The sequence below is a fragment of the Saccharococcus sp. Marseille-Q5394 genome (assembly GCF_946901335.1).
In the GTDB taxonomy this organism is placed as follows: Bacteria; Bacillota; Bacilli; order Bacillales_A; family Planococcaceae; genus Sporosarcina; species Sporosarcina luteola_C.
On sequence record NZ_CAMPPQ010000001.1, the window covers coordinates 1439244 to 1458757 of the forward strand.

The window sequence follows — 19514 nt, forward strand, 5'->3', positions numbered from 1 at the left end:
ATCAACCGTTCTTAGTCAGGAGAGTTTTGTAAATATTTTTCTTCAAGAGCTTGGATTGCTTCGCTGTATTGCATTTCATTCATGTTCTCTAGATCAGCTTTGAGTTCATCATATTGGGTTTGCACCCATCTATGATATTCTGTATTTTTCTCTACGAGATAATCATAGCTTTCAGACGACATGATTTTTTTCGTCTGATACAGATATTGTAAAGTGAAGCCGACTTGTTGTCGCTCGTCTACAATCTTCGAGAATTGCTGACTATCAAAAACAAATATTTCCAGATCCTTTTTTATTCTTTCATGGCTAAGACTTTGTGACTCGCGTTTTTTCCATTCAGCCCATTGCTTTGCAACTTCATTCGCCTGATCCAATTCTTTTTGGAGGGAAGCAGCATCCTGAACGTCTTGATAAGTCCCTTCAACCGCCTTCGCCACTTCTTTCAATTGGCGCTGCCCTTCATTATCGACATTAAATCCGATGACGTTAATAATTGGTGTTATTTCGGAATCATATAGAGCTTTCGCAGCCGCAACCGGATCATCATCGCATGTCGATATGCCGTCACTGACGAGATAAACGATATTTGTGTTATTTTCCCCATCAAAACCAGCCAAGTCTTTCTGTGCTTCCGATATAGCAAGTTCAGTCGGTGTCCAACCTGCTGGCTTCACTTGATCAAGGGATTGTTTGAATTCATTTTTTTCATATGGCTGCAGTGGATAGAGCAAGTCACTGCTAGAGCAAGACATCGCCTTGTCGGCAGAACTACCAGTCCCTTTATGTCCGTAGACGCGTAGACCAACATTCGCTTCCTTCGGCAAATTTCCGACGAACTGGACAATTGCCTTTTTCGCCGCTTCCATTTGCGTTTGTCCGCCAATATTTTTCCCCATGCTGCCTGAGCCGTCTAAAATGACTAGGACATTCATATTTTCCTTGAATTGCATTCTTGGATTATCAATATCCGGGCTGCCGATCGATTGGAATTTCAATTTGGCAATCAACTCATCCGGCCCTTTGAAATCTTGCTGGAAGACTGCTAATAATCCATTGTAATAATGATCCAATTCGTTCTCGGAACGTTCACCTGAAATGTCAGGTAAATGTGCCGTCAACTCATCGATTTTCTTCTGTCCATCTTCATCAAGGATGGAAATAAACTCTGTATATCCGGCAGGCAACTCTTCAAGTTCCGCCAATGATTGGGGAAGCGGGGCCGCAACCACTTCTTCAACTGTGTTCTCCTTGGCTTCCTCATCTGCTGAATTTTCTTCGCCTTCTCCATCGTCTGCACTTGCATCTGATGTTGTCGGCTCATCTGCTACCACCTTTTCGTTTTCATTCTTCTTGTCACTGCATGCAGCTGCCAGTAAAAGGATCATGAGCGTGAGGATGAATGCAACATATCTTTTTCTATTCATAGTTACTCCTTTTCAATTTCAATTAGTGTTATTCCCCTACCATTGGCAGATTCTATGTTATTAAATTAATATCATTGTGTCGATAGTATGTCAAAACCGTTACAGATGAGCTCGAATGATGCTGAGTCATTAGTCACCGGACCAAAGGTAAAGGACAGGGATAAAAGTTTTTCCAATAATGTTTCCGTTGAAGTCCTAGGGCGGAAATCAAGGCATAAAATCATGTTTTCCTTTGTTGTTCACAACTTATGAACCATTTTCCATTTTTTGAAAGTCTAGAATTAAAGATAATTGAATTCAAGACTAAGGTAATGCTAGCTAGGTTGCTTTTTTCGTATGAATGGAGGATGGATGTTCATGTTTGTTTGTAGGAAGGATGAATTGCTTTTAGGGTAGATTTTGTAAGATGCAAAGTATTTGAAGACGATAATAAAAGACCAAAGGAAAGTTGATCCTCTGGTCTCACGTTTTGATTATGAAGCTTTTTGCAAATTGTTTGAACCGGCTTTTTTCCAGATGGACTTCACCCATTCAGGATGGTCAATGAACGGATTGCGGTTGCCTTGCCATTGTTCGATGATGTTGTTGCGGTTCATTTCAAATGCATCAACTGGGTCCATCTCATGCCACTCCAATAGGACGGAAAGCTTTCCGTGGTATGGGTTGCTGCCATTGTTCAGCAGTTCATTCAACTCAAGGTCCACTTTGTCGCCCGCTTCGTAGCGGGTTGCCATGTAGAAGAGCATCCTTGCTACGTCGCCTTTTACGCGATCGGGCGGCTCCCATGAGTTAGTGGACCTAAAGCAGCCGTCACAGCCTTTCACTGCACTTCCGCCATAGTCGAAGTCCAAGTTGCCGCGTGCGCTGTTCACTTGGACATCGGTCGGACGCAAATGGTGGATATCCGTTCCAGGTCCAATGCTCGTGCCGAAGTCGCCGTGCGATTTCGCCCATACATGCTCCCGGTTCCAGTCGCCGACATTCCCGCCGTTCCGATCTTTGGAGCGCGATTCACCTGAATAGAACAGGATAACATTGTTCGGATTGTTTGAATCTTTATCCGTCTCCTTCAACGCGTCCCATACTTGCGCATAAGTCAGCTGTCGTTGGTCGGAGATGATGTCGTGAAGCGCCGCTTTCAACGCCTGCCCTTCCTTGCCGATTGCATCCTTATAATATCCATCAGCAGGAACTTCCGCTTTCGTAATTGTGACCGAGAAGCTCGCCGTTACGGATTTATCGCCATCTGTCGCCGTCACTCCAACGATATGGCTGCCTTCTTCCAACTGTAAGTTCAAGACGTTCTTAGTTAGATCGACTGTCCCTTTCGTAGCGGAATATGTCAGGTTATCACCGTCCGGGTCACTGAAATGTCCGGAGAGGACGATTGAAATCGTCTCCCCGGCTTTCGCTTCCTGATTCGGGATCGGCTTCGTGACGATTGGCGCATTATTCAATGTCGGCGCGCCGATACGCTTCCCTTTTGAGTTGTAGAAGATGACTTCGGATGCATCTGCCCCTTTGATAAAGTCAATTCGCTTAATGTTTTCAGCGCCTCTGATTTCGATCGGATGCGAGCCTTCCACAATTACATGGCCCATTTCTGTACCTTTCAAATCAACGATCAAACCTTTTTTCTTCGGCTGCAGAATGACGGTATTCGTTTTGAATCCTTCACCTGTCAGCTCAGCATAGTCCCCTTTCAAGTACATGCCATCCTTCAATGATGATTGCGCATCCATATAGACGGAGACGCTTGGTTCCGCAATCATCACTTGCTTTTTATGTTCATTGATAAGGTTGTACACTTTCTTAATCGGAACTGGCTCCCATACGACTGGCGCTTCGAAACCGATCTGCACCATGACCGGATCATGGTCGCTTGCACGACCAGCCATATCCGTGAAGTCTGCATTGATGTGCAAAATATCGATTTCTGTTTGATCCACTAAGTTATTCGACACGAGAATATGGTCTAGCACTTGGGAATTTCCTTGATGTACGTACGAATAACGGTCAGCCTTATCGACATGGTTAATCATGTTCGTCATCAGGTCGCCTTCATGGATTTTCAAAGGCTCCGCAAATTGGAAGTCATTGAAGTCACCGAGGGAAACGATGTTTGCATCCGGATTTTCCGTTTTAATTTCGGAAATGAAGTTATAAACGAGCTGTGCAATCTGTTTCCGTTGTGCTTCACTGCCATAGACCGGCGGCTGTTTGGAGCCGAATAATGGCGAATCTCCGGTTTTTGAATTCCAATGGTTGACGATAGCGACTACCGACTCGCCTTGGAAGTCGAATTGCGCAGCGAGTGGTTTCCGGCTGCTGTTGAAAGCTGCGTCATTCGGAGCGATGCGTCCCGGATTATGCGTCAACTTGCCGTTCTCATAATGAGCAGCAGTCGTCGCATCCCCTTTTGGCATGCCTTCCGTCAATGATACGCGTGCAGGATTGTAAAGGAACCCGACGCGGATATTCGCATTCGGCTGGCCGCCATCCTCATTGTTCACAGGGTCGATATTGACGTATTCGTACTGCACTCCGCCTGCATCGACGATCGCTTGGATAAGGCGCCCGTAACTTTCATTCGCACGGGAATCGCCGGCATCAGGTCCATTATTATCCTGTACTTCAGTCACGCCGATAATGTCAGGGTTTTGCATATCCTGAACAAATGCCCTTGCCAGTTTCTTCGCTTTATCATTCGTAGTCGTTGTTGTGTTGTTCGAGAAGTTCTCCAAGTTGTAGGAAGCGATTGTCAGCTTGTCTGCATCTTTTACAATCGTCGTCTTCTCCGGCACTGCATCGCCCTTTGAATGCGCTTGTTGCATGCCACTCAAAGACGTAAAGATTTTATAGTTTTGGAATGAATAACCGACAACCCCCGTTATCGGTCCTGTAAAACGGTCGCCTGTCGCGACTTCAAAATCACGTGCAGACCCGTTCGGCTCCAACCGGAATTGGACCCGTTCTGCGTTCTGGTCGTCTTCCTTCAACAGGATGCCGCCATTCAACGTTTCCGTTTCCGCATTTTCGAATACAGTGACAAGATCGCCGTGTTCCTGAGGTCCGACAGCTTTCACATTGCCGACTTGCACAAGCATCGCTTCACGGCTTTCCCAGAAATCCGCCGCATATTTCGCGGGATCAAATTCAGCGAACTGATGACTCGCGATTTTCTCACCCGGTAAGTTTTCTTCATTGATAGTGAATGGAGTTGGAAGCGGAACATTACGCTTGAGAATTTGAACTTTGCCGCCTTGGTCGTTACGGACGTTGATCTGCGTCGTCTTCAAGTCCGTATCCTGGCGGTCTACATATCCATCAATCGCATACTCGCTCACTTTTCCGGTGACGGATACAAAATCTCCGACGGAAAGATTCCAAGCATCTCTTCCACTGTAAAGTACAATTGCTTCGGATGTGTTCAAATTGCCGTCCCGCTTGTCGTCCGGAGTTTGAATATGGTAGTACGTCGAGCCGTTCAGCTCATATTTATACGTAACAATCCCTTCGACACCCTCTACGGTTTGTCCATCAAAAGGAGATGTGTGGCCGTCCCCTTGGATGTCGTGGATCTTCAAGCTTTCCGTAATCGTATACGTAAATGTAGATACGTCGCCGAAACGATCGTCATCCGTTTTCACGACCGCCTTCACTATCGTATCTTCTTGGATATCAATTGGCGTTGCGTATGTCGAACCGTTTTCGAACGGACTTGTACCATCCAATGTATAAAGGATTTTTGCTCCAGGCGTGCCTGTCTTCAATGAAACCTTCACACCGCCAACGAACGTGCCTCCTCCCGGACTCGCAACGACCGGCTGGATGACAGAACTATCAACAACAATATCGACCGTTGAACGTGGGATGATTTGATAATCATTGTCGAACTGCTGAACAATTCCTGTGATCGAATCATAGGCTGTCCCGACAGTGAGTCCTAATGACGCCGTCTCATCACGGACGAGGAAGTCACCAGTTCCGTCAGTCGCTATATAGTTTGCCCATCCACTGCCTGCTTGTACATCGGAAAGAATCGTGTTCTGGACCGTGACGAGCTGGGATTCCATTGCTTCGCCGACTTCTGAACCTGTAATGACGATAGGTTCCGGAGCGCCTGCATCTTTCGTTACTTCAATGATTGTAGCCCCGTCCAATTGGAGTAAGCCGCGATAATCTTGAAGCGTACCTGTCAATGTCACTTTGTCGCCGACTTGAACGTTCAAGCTTGTCGGCCTGACAGCGATTCCGCCCGTTCCGTCCTGGACTGAAATCGTATTTTTTAACTTGGCTGCAACGGTTCCTTGGATCGTCACCGTTTGCCCGAGCGCCTTGGAACGTACATCACCGATAGTGGAAATGTCGCCCGGATCATCCGGATCTCCTGGCTCTCCCGGATCCGTCGGTGTCCCATCCATTTCATGCGACCCAATATAATCGAATGTGTCTTTCGGATAAGAGATCCATTCGTCACCGTTGGTAAATGCATCTCCAGGAGTCGAATCCCCTCTTGCAACGGATGGTTTCCGGACAAGCGTCACATCCGTCCCCCAATTGGCACGGGCTCCGACTTGTCCGAATGAATCAACGACCGCGCTGCCATTTTTGAGGATAAGCGCATCGTCACCATTGAAATTGATTACGCTACTATTCTCAAAATCGCCCTTAGCCTTTAGTTCAGCAACAGCATCTCTATGATACAAGATGTACGTCTCACCATGGTTTAAAGTTCCAGCTAACGTCAGCTTGGCAGTTGCGGTAGTTGCACCGTTCGCATACAGCTCCAACGTGTAATTGCTTAAATTAACAGCCTGTCCAGTTCCATTGTAAAGCTCGATTGCCTTATTGAAGCTGCTACCCTCGATATACTCGGAAATGAACAAATCTGCAGCAACCGATTCAGCTTTCACAACCGCTGGAATCGATGGCACAACCATCGTTACAGCCAATCCAGCCGCCAAAAAGCCGTTCAAACGTTTCCTCCATCTCTTACTCCGCATGAAACCATTCTCCTTTCATATTTGAAAAATTTGGTATGGTGCATTGCGAGTAGATCGTCAGTGACCGCTCCCTTTCATCACTAGGTTAGTAGAGTAAAAGTTTTCATATTTATCGTACCACTGCGTTATTAGCATGACTATGCGACTTTTTGCAATATTTCATGACTTTTAAACCAAACTTTTGACACGTATGCATCTGATGGATTTGTGAGATTAGACACAATGGTTGTAGGGATATTGGTTGTATTGCCCGGCGCGTTGGTTGTGATTTTCGGGGTAATGATTGTGTGGCGATGCTCATTGATTACATTGCGGGAGATGATGATTAAACTTCATTTTCATTGCATTAAAAAAACTCCTTAGCCCAATCGGACCAAGGAGTTTTTCACTTATTAAACGATGATGACAAGCTCTTTCACTTCTTCTACGCCTTTGCCATCGACGATTTCCTGTACTTCTGAGCCATCCAATGTCTCTTTTTGGAATAAGACATTGACCAACTCCTCGAATTGCGCAGCATTTTCCTGAATCAACGTTTCAGTATTTTTCAGTGCCACGCCGAAAATAGCTTGCATCTTCAACTCTTTTTCACCTTTATTGAACGTCAGCATAAAACTGTCTTGTAGCAAACCGGTGTCAACCATCCGCTCGATGATTTCCTTCGCCTGCTGGACATCGCCGCTAACGCCGATGCTATGCTCGCGTAGGTAAAGTCGCTCCGCAACGCCTCCTGCAAGAATCATGCTCACTTGGTCAAGAAGCTCACTCGCCGTCTGCAAATGGAGTTCCTTCTGGATCGGCGCCACATATCCAAGCGCTTGTCCGCGAGGAATGATTGTTGCTTTCCGGACGGAGCCCGGTTTCGTGAGAGCCGCAATTAATGCATGGCCAGCTTCGTGGATTGCAACCCTTCTTTTCGTATCAGGATCATTCAGCGTGCGCGATGTACTGCCGAGGATTGTCCGGTCAATCGCGAAATCGAGATCACTTTTGCCGATCTTTTCACGGCCGTCACGGATTGCCCGTTTACTTGCGGTTTCGAATAAAGAACTAAGTTCCGCACCCGAAAAACCTGATGTACTTTCTGCTAACACATCGAGTGACGCATATACTTCTTCTGCCATTAACCGGCCTTTCGTATGAATGTCGATGATTTCACGACGGCCATGTGTGTCAGGCAGCGGTACATTGAACGTATAATCGATACGCCCCGGACGAAGGAACGCTTCATCAAGCATATCTTTCCGGTTCGTCGCTGCAATGAAAAGGATCCCTTCATTATCGTTGCCGCCATCCAACTGAACGAGCAGCTCCGTCAAAGTCTTCTCGGACTCTTCACCGCCATGCTCTTTCCGCTTCCCTGCAAGTGCGTCGACTTCATCAATGAAAATGACGGCAGGCCTAGCTTTTCGCGCATTTTGGAATAAAGTACGCACACGCGAAGCACCTACTCCGACAAACAGCTCCGTAAACGCAGAACCACTGGATGAATAGAAAGTAGCTCCGATTTCACGGGCGATTGCTTGGGCAAGCAATGTTTTCCCGGTTCCAGGAGGGCCGTATAAAAGGATCCCTTTCGGCGCTTGGATGCCAACTTGTGTTGCCTTTTTCGGATCTTTTATGATGGACAGCGTCTGGTGAATCTCTTCCTTCATTTCTTCCGGAAGCCCGCCGATGTCGTTGAGTGTAATTTCCGGAAGCGGTGTCGCTTTCGAAGCCCCGTTCTTCATCGAAGAAACGCCGACCCCGAGCTTCCCTTTCTTATGAAGAATCACCAATGTCAAAAACGATGCGAGTATCAAACCACCGATGAACAGGCCATTGTATTGGCTTGCATCGGCAAATGTATAGGATAGGTTATATTTTTCAACTAATTGTTCAGCAAGCTGGCTTTGCGGACGGACCTGGGTCACGTATAGCCCATCTTGCGTCTTTAATTGCAAAGTGCCATCAGCCTTCTCTTTCAGAGACAAGGATTGGCCTTCTTGAGCCTGGATCGTCTTCTCAAATTCAGTAAACGACATATCCATTCCTTTATTTGCACCCGAGACAACGTACCATCCGACACTTGTTGCGATTCCAATGACTAAAATGACAAGGACGACAATCTTCGTTGCAAATGTAGACTTAGGCTTCAAGCCATCCCCAACTCCCTTATTAAAGATACTATTATTATATAAGAAAAAGAGCCATTTGAACAAGAAGAAAGATATAGAAATAGTGACAATATTATTACGTTAACTGGCTTGCTTGCGCACTTTATCCGCCTAGCTTATTATAGTCCATAATAAAAATATACAATTTTACCAACTAATGATTGACTATCCGCTACATCATTAACTATTTCTTACAAGCTTCACATTATTATGTCGAATTTTGATTATTTCTCGGGAAATATGCGAAAAAAACTTACTCTTGCTATCCACCTCCATCCATGCTATACTAAATCAGTTAACGCCATAGTAACTTTTAAATTGACTTGGCATTCTACGTACTGTTTTTGAGGACACTTATTCACACTGGCGCGGCTAAAGGGTCGCAAGGACGCAAGAGATGGTAGGGCTTGCGTTGCTTAAGGATAGAAGACACCCAGTGGAAAATGACCGCGGCATTGATCATTTTCAATAGAATCCGGATCACGGATCTTTAGATGGACATAAACTTCAACAATAAAAGTTACTATAAAAATAAGGGTTGCTTCTCATTCGTGAGAGCAACCCTTTTCCAATTCCTTCAATAAATTCGTTCTTCCGTATCAGCATCGAAGAAATGCGCCTTCTCCATATCGAATGCTAGAGGTATCGTATCCGACGGGCGGATCGATGTGTCAGAATCGATTCTTGCGATGAAGTCGGAACCGTTCAATGAAGCGTATAAATACGTTTCCGCTCCCATCAGTTCCGCCACTTCGATTGTCGCTTGGAAAGTTGCCTTCGCGTTTGATTCGATATCAGACACTTTCGTATAAATGTCTTCGGGACGGACACCGAGAATCAATTCCTTCCCAGCATATCCTTTCCCTTTAAGCATATCGCGTTTCCTTTCCGGAATGAAAACCTTCGTGTCCCCAATGGCAAATTCCTCTTCTGTCATCGTACCTTTGAAGAAATTCATAGCCGGTGAACCTATGAAGCCGCCGACAAATACATTTATCGGGAAATCGTAAACTTCTTTCGGCGTCCCGACTTGCTGGATATAGCCGTCCTTCATGACGACGAGACGTGTCGCCATCGTCATCGCTTCGGTCTGGTCGTGTGTCACATAAATCGTCGTCGTCTGAAGACGTCTATGCAGCTTCTGGATTTCGGCGCGCATTTGTACCCGGAGTTTTGCGTCCAAATTGGAAAGCGGTTCATCCATGAGGAAAATCTTCGCATCTCGTACAATCGCTCGGCCCAATGCGACACGTTGACGCTGTCCACCCGACAAAGCTTTCGGTTTGCGTTCCAGATAATCCTCCAATCCTAGGATTTTGGCGGCTTCCTGGACTTTCGTTTCAATTTCCTTCTTCTTCACTTTGCGGAGCTTCAAACTGAATGCCATATTTTCATAGACAGTCATATGCGGATATAGCGCATAGTTTTGGAACACCATCGCGATATCTCGATTTTTCGGAGCGACATCATTCATCCGCTTGCCGTCGATTTCAAAATCGCCGTCTGATATATCTTCCAGTCCGGCAATCATTCGCAGTGTCGTCGATTTTCCGCAACCGGAAGGTCCTACGAAAACGATGAATTCCTTATCCTCTATATTCAAATTGAAGTCTTTGACGGCAACAACACCTTTGTCATATTCCTTCGTCAAATTGGTCAATTTCAGTTCAGCCATCATAAATCCCCCCTCAATTACTTCGTTGACTGCTTACTTCCCGTAGAATACCGTGACATGCGGATGTCTATGCAAACAGCTCGCCGGAAAATCCTCCGATATAACGCCTCTCTTCAACTGCTCCACCGCTTCGACTTTTTGCTCCCCTAAAGCAAGAAGGACGATCTGCTTTGCCTCGAGGATTGTTTGGATGCCCATTGTAATCGCCTGCCTTGGAACAGCGTCCTTGGAAGGAAAATATTTCGCATTCACTGTACGTGTCGATTCCGCAAGGTCGACGATATGCGTCCGAGAATGGAACGACGTACCCGGTTCATTGAAACCGATATGGCCGTTCACCCCGATGCCAAGCAATTGCATGTCAATTCCGCCACTAGTACGTATCATCATTTCATATCGTAAACATGCTTCATTCAAGTCGTCAGCCATTCCGTCGGGCAAATGCCTCCTGGTCACGGGCAAATTGACTTTTTCGAATAAATGTTCCTTCATATAATTATGGAAACTCGTCGGATGCGAAGGCTCAACCCCGATGTATTCATCCAAGTTGAACGTCCATGTCTGCGCAAAGGAAAACGTTCCTTGCGCATGCCGTTCTACAAGCTTTTCATAAAACCCAATAGGACTTGCCCCTGTTGCAAGGCCTAAAACGCTATCCGGCTTTCGGAGCAACTGACGTTCAAACAATTCTGCGGCATAGCTGCTCATATCATCAAAATCAGCCACTTCAACCCATTCAAACTCATAAACTTCATTCACGGGACGCTCACCATCCCCCTGCAAATGGTTGTCCTGACTTCAAAATCAGCATTCACGAGCACGAGATCAGCGTCTTTCCCTACCTCGATACTTCCCTTTCGGTCAAACACACCTAACCGTTTTGCCGCATTGGCTGAAGACATTCTTATCAAATTCGGCAAGTCAGCGCCAATGGACCTCATCATCCGAACCGCTTCATCCATTTTCAGAACACTGCCCGCTAATGTTCCATCAGCTAATGTCGCTTTCGAACCAACCACTTTCACGTCCTGACCCGCCAACGTATACGATCCGTCCGGCAAGCCTTTCGCCCGCATCGAATCTGTAATGAGGATTATACGTTCAGGTCCGATTCGTTTATAGATGAGGCGCAGCATGTCCTCAGACAAATGGATCCCATCCGCAATCACTTCACAATGAAGCTGATCTAGCAAAATACCGGCTCCGACTACTCCGATTTCACGATGATGCAAGCCGCTCATCGCATTGCCAAAATGGGTTAGATGTGACAGTCCATGATTGACCGCATTCTTCACTTCCTCGAAAGATGCTTTTGTATGTCCTGCTGAAACGATGATGCCACGTTCAGTGAGTCGCCTAGTCATATCTAGCCCTTCATCACATTCCGGGGCGAGCGTAACAATTTTCAAATGGCCAAGTTCTTTACCAAACCACCCTCCTAGAAGCGCAAAGGAAGGCTTTTGGATAAATTCGACTGGCTGCGCACCTGCTTGTTCGGGATGAATAAAAGGACCTTCCAAATGAAACCCGAGCATTTCAGCACCTGTTTCATTTTGTTCCATAAATCTACTGCCTGCATCGACGGCTTTCGCAATATCATCTTCGGATTGTGTCAACGTCGTTGCGAGGTATGAAGTTGTCCCTTCCTTCGGCAATACGCTTGCAATCCTTTCAAATGAACCATTATCACCATCCATGAAATCGGCGCCATCCGCTCCATGGATATGGATATCAATGAATCCGGGAAGCGCGATACAGCCTTGACCGTCCATCCGTTTTCCCGAGAAATCCACGTTTGCGACTTCGGAAACAGTTGCAATCATACCGTTCTCCACAACAATCTCGCCGTCCATCACTCTTCCGTCCGGCAATGCGATTTGGATGTTATGAATTAGCAATGACGTCAAAGCTGTCACCTCCCGAATTATCTTTTTCGTTTCTTGAATGTCTCGTTCCGGATTTCATCAATCGCTTCACGCGTTGCATCCAAATAAGTGATCGTCGTATCAAATTGCTTCGAGGCTACAGACATGAATAGAATGTCCATAATATGCAGCTGGGCAAGCCTTGACGAGGTCGCGCCACTCCGGAAATTCGCTTCCTTCGCCGGCGACGTATGCAACTGTATATCCGAAATCCGCGAAATTGGCGTCTGCCCGAATTTTGTCAGACTAATCGTTGTCGCTCCGTTCGCTTGCGCTAGCTCGAGGATTCTCTCAACTTCAAACGTCGCTCCTGAGAAAGAAATGCCGACGACGACATCCTCCTCGTCGACATTCGCCATGATGGTTGCCCCCATATGTAAATCCGTGCTCACGGTGGAAGCTTTATGGATCCGCAAAAACTTCTGTTGAGCGTCGATTGCGGCAATCCCGGAAGCCCCCACGCCGAAAAAGTGGATATTCTTCGCTTGGACAATCGCACCGACAGCATGTTCCAATTGTTTCGGATCAAGCAATTCAGCAGTTTCCAGCAAAGTATGAACTGCCTGCTCCGTCACCTTCTGGATTGTCGTTGCAACCGGTTCATTCGGCTGAATATCCCTTGTTGTAATTTCCAGTTTCCGTCCAAGGTCGCCATTGATCCGTAATTTCAATTCCTGGAAGCCTTTCAATTGCAGTGATTTGCATAGCCTCGTAACAGCAGCACCGCTCGTTTGACTCACTTCCCCGAGTTCAGAAACGGTCATCGTTACGATATCTTCCGGGTTCGCTAAAATATAGTCAGCAATTTTCTGTTCCGAAGGAGGGAGCGCATGCCTCATTTCTTTCAGCAGCACTAAGCCGCCACTTGCAATTGCCATTTCCATCCCTCCTTTTTCTTCATTCCGCCAAGTCCTTCACCATCACATGAAATGTCCGGTATGTCTTGAATCCATTTTTCAAATACAAATGTCCCGCTGAACTCTTTTCACTCGTCCAGAGGAACCATGCCCCTTGGATCGTCCTCTGTTTCATTGAATAAAGGGCCTCGTGCAATAAAATCTTTCCAAGCCCTTTTCCTTGCTCGTTATCATCCACACCAAAAGGCCCGAAACGTTCCCGAATCCCTTCATAGCCGCCGTACATCGCGAAACCGACGACTTTTCCTTGCTTTTTAGCAATGAGAATTTGGGAAGGATCAATCCCTTGCAATAAACCTTCGCGAATCGCACGGCCCCAATCAGGATTGAAAACTGTATTGGCGAACGTGATAACAGCAGGTAAATCGCCGTCTTGAACGGTTTCAAATACGTATCCTTCCTGCTCACGCTCCGCTTTCACTGCCTTGACGGCTTCAGGATATACATAATCTGTCAACGTCCGATGCATGGCTACCGGTGAATAAGCACGCTTAAACCCTTCTTTCTGGAGGAATTCGAAACCGGCTGGATAGGCTGCTTCGTCGATTCCTGGAAGGAAATAATTCGGTGCGTAAGAAGAGAAGAACACTTTCTCCGCTCCTTGACTCCGGATGTAATCACAAGCCCTTTCCATAAGTCCGTGGCCAATCCCTTGCCTTCCGACATCGGGATGCACCATGAAAAAGGTGATCCATCCTGTATCAGGTTCAAGTTCAGTTCCGATCATCGGCAGCTTTCGTGTAATGGCCATGATTGCTCCTACAATCCGCTCTCCATCAATAGCAACGATCAGGCCTGCAGGATCGAAGTTCGCATCGAGCAATACTTGTGTCCTAAAACGATTTTTATGAATCGGGTCGTGAATCAATACATCATTCCATAATCCGACAATCCCATTTTCATCCCCGCTTTGAAACGCGCGATACATCATGATCACCCTTCTTCCCCTACTTTGTAGAAGCTAGTTTAACAGCTTTGCCTACGAAACCATCCGCTGCCTCAATTAAAGCTTGAGCTTGAGCTTGATCAACTTCCGCAAGAATCATGACGATGGCTTGCTTCACGTTATAGCTGGTCTGTTGCAGTACGGATTCAGCTTTATCTTCATCCATTTCGGTAATCGTACAAACCATCTTTTTCGCACGCTCACGCAATTTAAAGTTGCTCGCATTCACATCGACCATCAAGTTTTGATACACTTTGCCAGTCTTCACCATTGCCGTCGTCGAAATCATATTCAACACCATTTTATGAGATGTTGCTGCACGAAGCCGTGTCGATCCTGTCAATATTTCTGGCCCGGTGATGATTTCGATCGGTATATCCGCAAAGTTACTGATAAGCGAGTTTTCATTATTGGAAAGGCTGACAGTCGTTGCGCCGCATGAATTAGCGTACACGAGAGCCCCTTTTACATAAGGGGTCCGGCCGCTAGCTGCAATGCCGATGATGACGTCCTGACAGTTTATGTGAAGGTCTGCTAAATCCTTCGCTCCTAATGCCTCATCGTCTTCGGCGCCTTCAACAGCCTCATACATCGCTCCTTCTCCTCCAGCAAGTACTGCCTTGACGAGATCTGGAGAAGTACCAAATGTGGGAGGACATTCCACCGCATCCATGACGCCGATCCGCCCACTCGTTCCGGCACCTACATAAAGGAGCCTGCCGCCATTTTTAAAAGCCTCCGCCACTTTTTCAACCGCCTTTTCAATTTGCGGGATTACTTGACGGACAGCGATGGCAACAGTCTGATCCTCTTCATTCATCGTTTTCAGTATGTCTGCGATTGACATTTCATCCAATCGCAATGTTTTCGGATTGGATCTTTCAGTCGTCAGAAGTGATAATTTTTCCATCGTCCGCCTTCCTATCTATATCGTAAGTAACGTTCTCTCGTTTCCATGAATCTCTCTGTATCCCTCTTGCATTGCTGTAAAAACGGATGAATATCCCCTTTTAGCAAACCGCGACGCAATACATCGTTTCCAGCTAGCAGATCGAACATCGGATGCCGCAAATTGCCGTACTCCAAAAACTTGATTTTTTCGGCATACACTGATGCAATGACTGCAAGCACTTGGATGACCGATTCAACCGGTTTGAACGCCTGGCGATCTGTAATATGAAGCTGGATTCCCTCACAAAGCTGTCCATTGTACTTTTGATATGTCGGCGTGAAAGCGAGTGCGCGTGCGCGGATTCCTTCCAATCCGAGCGAATTTACGTTGTCCTGCAACTTTTCACCGTCAATGAAAGGAGCCCCGATAATTTCAAATGGCTGCGTCGTCCCGCGCCCTTCGGAAAGATTTAACCCTTCCACTAAACACGTACCTGGATACAACAACATCATATCGAGCGTTGTCGTATTCGGCGAAGGTGGAATCCATGGAAGGCCAGTCTCCGTGTGGAATGAAGACCTTTTCCAACCTTCCATTTCGATGATTTCCAACTCGCATCTGATGTGAAACTCTTCATTAAAATAGGAAGCAAGCTCACCGACTGTCATACCATGCCTATTCAGAATTGGATAAAGTCCGACAAACGATGTGAAATCCGGATCGACTACACTCCCTTCGATTCTCTCTCCGCCAATCGGATTCGGCCGGTCAAGGATAATCATCCTTTTCCCCATTCGCGCGCAAGCTTCCATCATATAGGCCATCGTGTAGATATACGTGTAATATCTTGCGCCGATATCCTGTATATCTAAGACGACGATATCTACTTGCCCCATCATCTCTTCTGTCGGTTTCTTCGACTTGTCGTACAGGCTGAATACCGGAATGCCCGTTGAACGATGGACGGCATCAGTGAATTTTTCACCTTCCTTCGCATTCGTCAACAGCCCGTGCTCCGGTGCGAAGAGGGCTGCCAGCTGCAGCTCCGGATGTTCATGGAATAATCGGATTGTAGAGATAAGATCGGAATTCGCACCTGTTTGATTCGTCAATAGACCAATCCGCTTTCCCTTCAACTCCGACAGATTCCTGTCAAAAAAAACATCAACGCCAAGTTTCACTTGATTGAGCCCCATCATTATTCCTTCACGCCGCCTAGTGTTAAGCCTTTGACGAAATAGCGTTGGAATAGGATGAAGACGATAATCATAGGAATTGCCGCAACCGCAGCACCGCTCATAAGCAATTTAAAGCTGGCCAAGTTTGCGTCCTGCAATGTTTTCAACCCGACAGGCAAAGTGTACAGCTCAGCAGTATTCAGTACGATAATCGGCCAGAGGAACGAGTTCCACACGTTCATGAATGTAAAGATGCCGAGTGCAGCAAGTCCTGGTCTTGCAAGGGGCAGGACGACAGTCCAAAACGTCCGCCATTCACTTGCTCCATCCATTCTTGCAGCCTCCAGCAATTCATCCGGAATGGAATACATGAACTGCCTCATGAGGAATACGCCGAACACCATCGAAAGATCGGGTAGGATCAACGCCCAATGCGTATCCATGAGGCCAAGGTTCCCGACCATGATGAACAGCGGCACAAGCGTCACTTGACCGGGAATCATCATCGTGGAAATGATGATCCAGAAGATTAGGTTCCTCCCCGGAAACTTCTTCTTTGCCAGAACATATCCCGCCATTGAGTCGATGAGCAAGATGCCTATCGTAACGACGACTGCAATGTAAATACTATTGAAAAACCACTTCCCGACATCGTGCTTCTTGAACAAGTTCTTGAAGCTTCCGAACGAATTTGAAACGATATGGTCCATCATGTCGCGATGATATTCTTCCTCTTTGGCATCTCCCGCTTTCGCCGCTTCCCTCGCCTCGCCCCAATGTTTGAAATAAAGCGGGATCCCCATCGGATACATTTTCGGCGGATTGGAATCGACGTACGAAACCGGCCGCTCCATGTCTTGGGATTGGTAGCTGCTTAATTGAAGGGAAGTCGAGAACACCCAATATAAAGGAAGCAAAGAAACAACAGCGAAAACAGTGAGCAATCCGAATATAATCAGTTTATTTAAACGATCAAGCGGTTTTTTCTTCATTTCCTATCCCCCAATCACTCATCATGGCGAAGCACCCGGAATTGGATGACAGAAAAGATGAGGATAATGACAAATAAAACGACTGATTGGGCCCCTGCCAAACCGAATTCAAAATCCCGGAAGCCCGTTTTGTAAATGAGATGGACGAGCGTCTCCGTCGCGCTCCCTGGTCCTCCCCCTGTCATCATGATGATCTGCGTAAATACTTGGAATGAACCGATCGTGCTCAATAGCACCAAGTACAACGTCGTCGGTTTCAATAAAGGGATCGTAATATGGATCCATTGCTTGAACCGGCTGGCTCCATCCATCCGCGCAGCTTCATAAAGTGATTGAGAGATTGATCCCATCGAAGCCAAATACATGATGATGCCGACGCCGAATGGAATGAGGCATTGCATGATAATCAATGCCCACAATGCTGTACTTGACTGTCCGAGCCAGTTGACGGGACCGACGCCAAACCAACCCAACACATAATTGAAAAGGCCAAAATCGTAATTATACATCCAGCGCCACACCATCGCGATGATGACCATCGAAGTGACCGTCGGCAAGTAGAACGCCGACCTGAATAGACTCTGAGACACTTTACCCAATTCAAAAATGAGTGTAGAAAGCACGAGGGCGCTTATGACGCCAAACGGAACCGTCACGACCGTGAAGAGCAACGTGTTCTTCAATGCAATACGGAATGCATCGCTCTCGAACACTTTTATGTAGTTCGCGAACCCAACAAATTCACTGCCGAAGATCTTGTATTTCTGAAAGGAAAGGACGAATGCCCACAAAACAGGGATTGCAACAAAAAGCGTGAAAAGAATGAGCTTCGGCAGGAGGAAGAGATATGCGCTATAATTCCGCTTCATCTCGTAGAATAACTTTCTCGGATTCCCATTCGATTTCCCGATTACTTTCAGTTTTTCGTCTTTCTTTTTTGGCACTGCACCCATAGGCATCTGAGTCATGTTGACACCCCCTAAAAGTGAAGCAGGCGTACGCGATGCATAGCCTGCTCCATTCTATTTTTCAACTATATGGTCTACTTTTTGGTTTTCGGTTATTCCAAAATCTTATCTACTGCTTTTTTAGCATCCGCCATCGCTTGTTCTGCGGTCTTTTCACCATTGAACACGAGTTGCAGCTCATTTTGGATTGCTTCGTCGATTTTTCTCCATTCCGGATGACGTGGAAGCATGACGACTTGGTCGGACATTTCCATCGCGCGGGTCATTTCCGGATTGTCTTTGAATGGATCCATTTCTGAAGCACTGATGCGTGCCGGGAAGATACCATAGTTTTGCGCCATTAAGTACTGCTCATCAGCTGTCGAAATGAATTTCATGAAATCAGCGACAGCCGCTTTCTTGTTTACATCTTCCTGATGCATCATGACCCAACCGCCGACACCGCCGATAGTAGACGCATCTTTATCACCGGAAGGATATTCAGCAACCATGAAGTTTGTCGGATATTTGCCTTGCGCAGCACCAATTGCCCAAGTTGCCCACGGCTGCATTGCGACTGTGCGCTGCTCTTCATTCGCCCACGCTTGGAATGTGCCGCCGACGTCATTGCCGCCATGCGTTTCTGGAGCTACTTTATGCTTCAATTTCAAATCAGCCAAATCTTGAATTGCCTTGACCACTTCAGGAGAATCGAATGTGAACTCCGTCAAGTCTTCGTTCAGCGGCGATCCGCCATTTTTATAGAAGAACGGCCATGCTTCATAATAGCCAGGCATGATGTACGTCGAGAAGCCGTGTACATCCGTCTTGCCGTCGCCATCCCGGTCGAACGTCAATTTTTCTGCTGCTGACAAAAACTCATCATACGTCCACTTACCGTCTTTCGGCGGTTCAACGCCAGCCTCTTTGAATAAATCCAAGTTCAACAGCATCGTATGCAGCGTAATACTATTCGGAATCCCGTATAGCTTTCCGTCATACGTATATGCATCCAATGCATTTTCATAGAAGTCTTTTTTCGCATCTTTATCGAAATATGGATCCAATGATTCAACGACGCCTTGCTCGATATGATCGATGCTTACCGAACTGCCGCTAATATCGACAGGTGCGATATCCGGCCAAGCCTTCCCTGCGATGGCGACTCCAAGCTTATCTCCCATTTCTGCCCATGGTACTTGCACCAAGTCGATTTCAACGCCTTCATTGGCTTCTTCATATTCTTTAATCTTCTCTTCTAGCCAATGGAACTTGTTATCGTCCGCGTCTGGCCATCTTGGTCCATCCCAAATAGTGATTTTCCCTTTGAACTCTTCAGCATTTCCGGCTTCTTCCTTATCACCGCAAGCTGCAAGCACTGTTGCTGCAAGCCCTAATGTTAAGGCCGCAAGAGCGGATTTTTTCCAAACTTTCTTCATTTCTTGACCCCCTATTT

The 19514-nt window shown here is 46.6% G+C and carries 13 protein-coding genes; all 13 read right to left on the bottom strand.

All coding sequences use genetic code 11. From position 1 onward, the window contains the following. Positions 1 to 11: 11 nt before the first annotated feature. The 13 genes from OC538_RS07145 to OC538_RS07205 all read right to left on the bottom strand — a co-directional run bounded on the left by OC538_RS07145 (position 12) and on the right by OC538_RS07205 (position 19497). On the bottom strand, positions 12 to 1424 hold the full coding sequence (locus OC538_RS07145) for a vWA domain-containing protein (protein ID WP_262173949.1): 1413 nt from the start codon (positions 1422 to 1424) through the stop codon (positions 12 to 14). A gap of 473 nt (positions 1425 to 1897) precedes the next feature. Next, positions 1898 to 6430 (bottom strand): endonuclease, encoded by a 4533-nt coding sequence (locus OC538_RS07150; RefSeq protein ID WP_262173952.1) that lies wholly within the window; start codon positions 6428 to 6430, stop codon positions 1898 to 1900. A gap of 392 nt (positions 6431 to 6822) precedes the next feature. After that, a complete protein-coding gene (locus OC538_RS07155) occupies positions 6823 to 8568 on the bottom strand; it encodes an ATP-dependent metallopeptidase FtsH/Yme1/Tma family protein (RefSeq protein WP_262173953.1) in 1746 nt (581 codons plus the stop codon). Between the two features lie 595 nt (positions 8569 to 9163). Further along, complete coding sequence (locus OC538_RS07160) at positions 9164 to 10261, bottom strand: ABC transporter ATP-binding protein (protein ID WP_251693785.1); 1098 nt, start codon at positions 10259 to 10261, stop codon at positions 9164 to 9166. A gap of 33 nt (positions 10262 to 10294) precedes the next feature. Then, the gene (gene nagB, locus OC538_RS07165) at positions 10295 to 11020 is read right to left on the bottom strand and encodes a glucosamine-6-phosphate deaminase (RefSeq protein WP_262173957.1); all 726 of its coding nucleotides are present in this window, start codon (positions 11018 to 11020) and stop codon (positions 10295 to 10297) included. Next, entirely contained in the window at positions 11017 to 12168 is a 1152-nt protein-coding gene (nagA, locus tag OC538_RS07170) for an N-acetylglucosamine-6-phosphate deacetylase (protein WP_251693784.1), read from the bottom strand. The genes nagB and nagA overlap by 4 nt, the downstream gene beginning before the upstream one ends. Before the next feature lie 17 nt (positions 12169 to 12185). After that, complete coding sequence (locus tag OC538_RS07175; protein ID WP_262173959.1) at positions 12186 to 13064, bottom strand: MurR/RpiR family transcriptional regulator; 879 nt, start codon at positions 13062 to 13064, stop codon at positions 12186 to 12188. Between the two features lie 19 nt (positions 13065 to 13083). Beyond that, positions 13084 to 14034 carry a GNAT family N-acetyltransferase gene (locus tag OC538_RS07180; RefSeq protein ID WP_262175183.1) on the bottom strand — a complete coding sequence of 317 codons (951 nt, stop codon included), beginning with the start codon at positions 14032 to 14034 and terminating at the stop codon, positions 13084 to 13086. Positions 14035 to 14050: 16 nt separating this feature from the next. Continuing rightward, positions 14051 to 14959, bottom strand: a complete 909-nt coding sequence (gene murQ, locus OC538_RS07185; RefSeq protein ID WP_251693782.1) for an N-acetylmuramic acid 6-phosphate etherase — start codon at positions 14957 to 14959, stop codon at positions 14051 to 14053. 11 nt (positions 14960 to 14970) lie between these two features. Beyond that, complete coding sequence (locus OC538_RS07190; protein WP_262173961.1) at positions 14971 to 16137, bottom strand: DUF1343 domain-containing protein; 1167 nt, start codon at positions 16135 to 16137, stop codon at positions 14971 to 14973. A gap of 2 nt (positions 16138 to 16139) precedes the next feature. After that, entirely contained in the window at positions 16140 to 17111 is a 972-nt protein-coding gene (locus OC538_RS07195; protein WP_262173963.1) for a carbohydrate ABC transporter permease, read from the bottom strand. A 14-nt stretch (positions 17112 to 17125) separates the two neighbouring features. Continuing rightward, positions 17126 to 18079 (bottom strand): carbohydrate ABC transporter permease, encoded by a 954-nt coding sequence (locus tag OC538_RS07200; protein WP_262173966.1) that lies wholly within the window; start codon positions 18077 to 18079, stop codon positions 17126 to 17128. Positions 18080 to 18171: 92 nt separating this feature from the next. Continuing rightward, positions 18172 to 19497, bottom strand: coding sequence for an extracellular solute-binding protein (locus tag OC538_RS07205; protein ID WP_251693778.1), 1326 nt, complete (start codon positions 19495 to 19497; stop codon positions 18172 to 18174). Between the last annotated feature and the right edge of the window lie 17 nt (positions 19498 to 19514).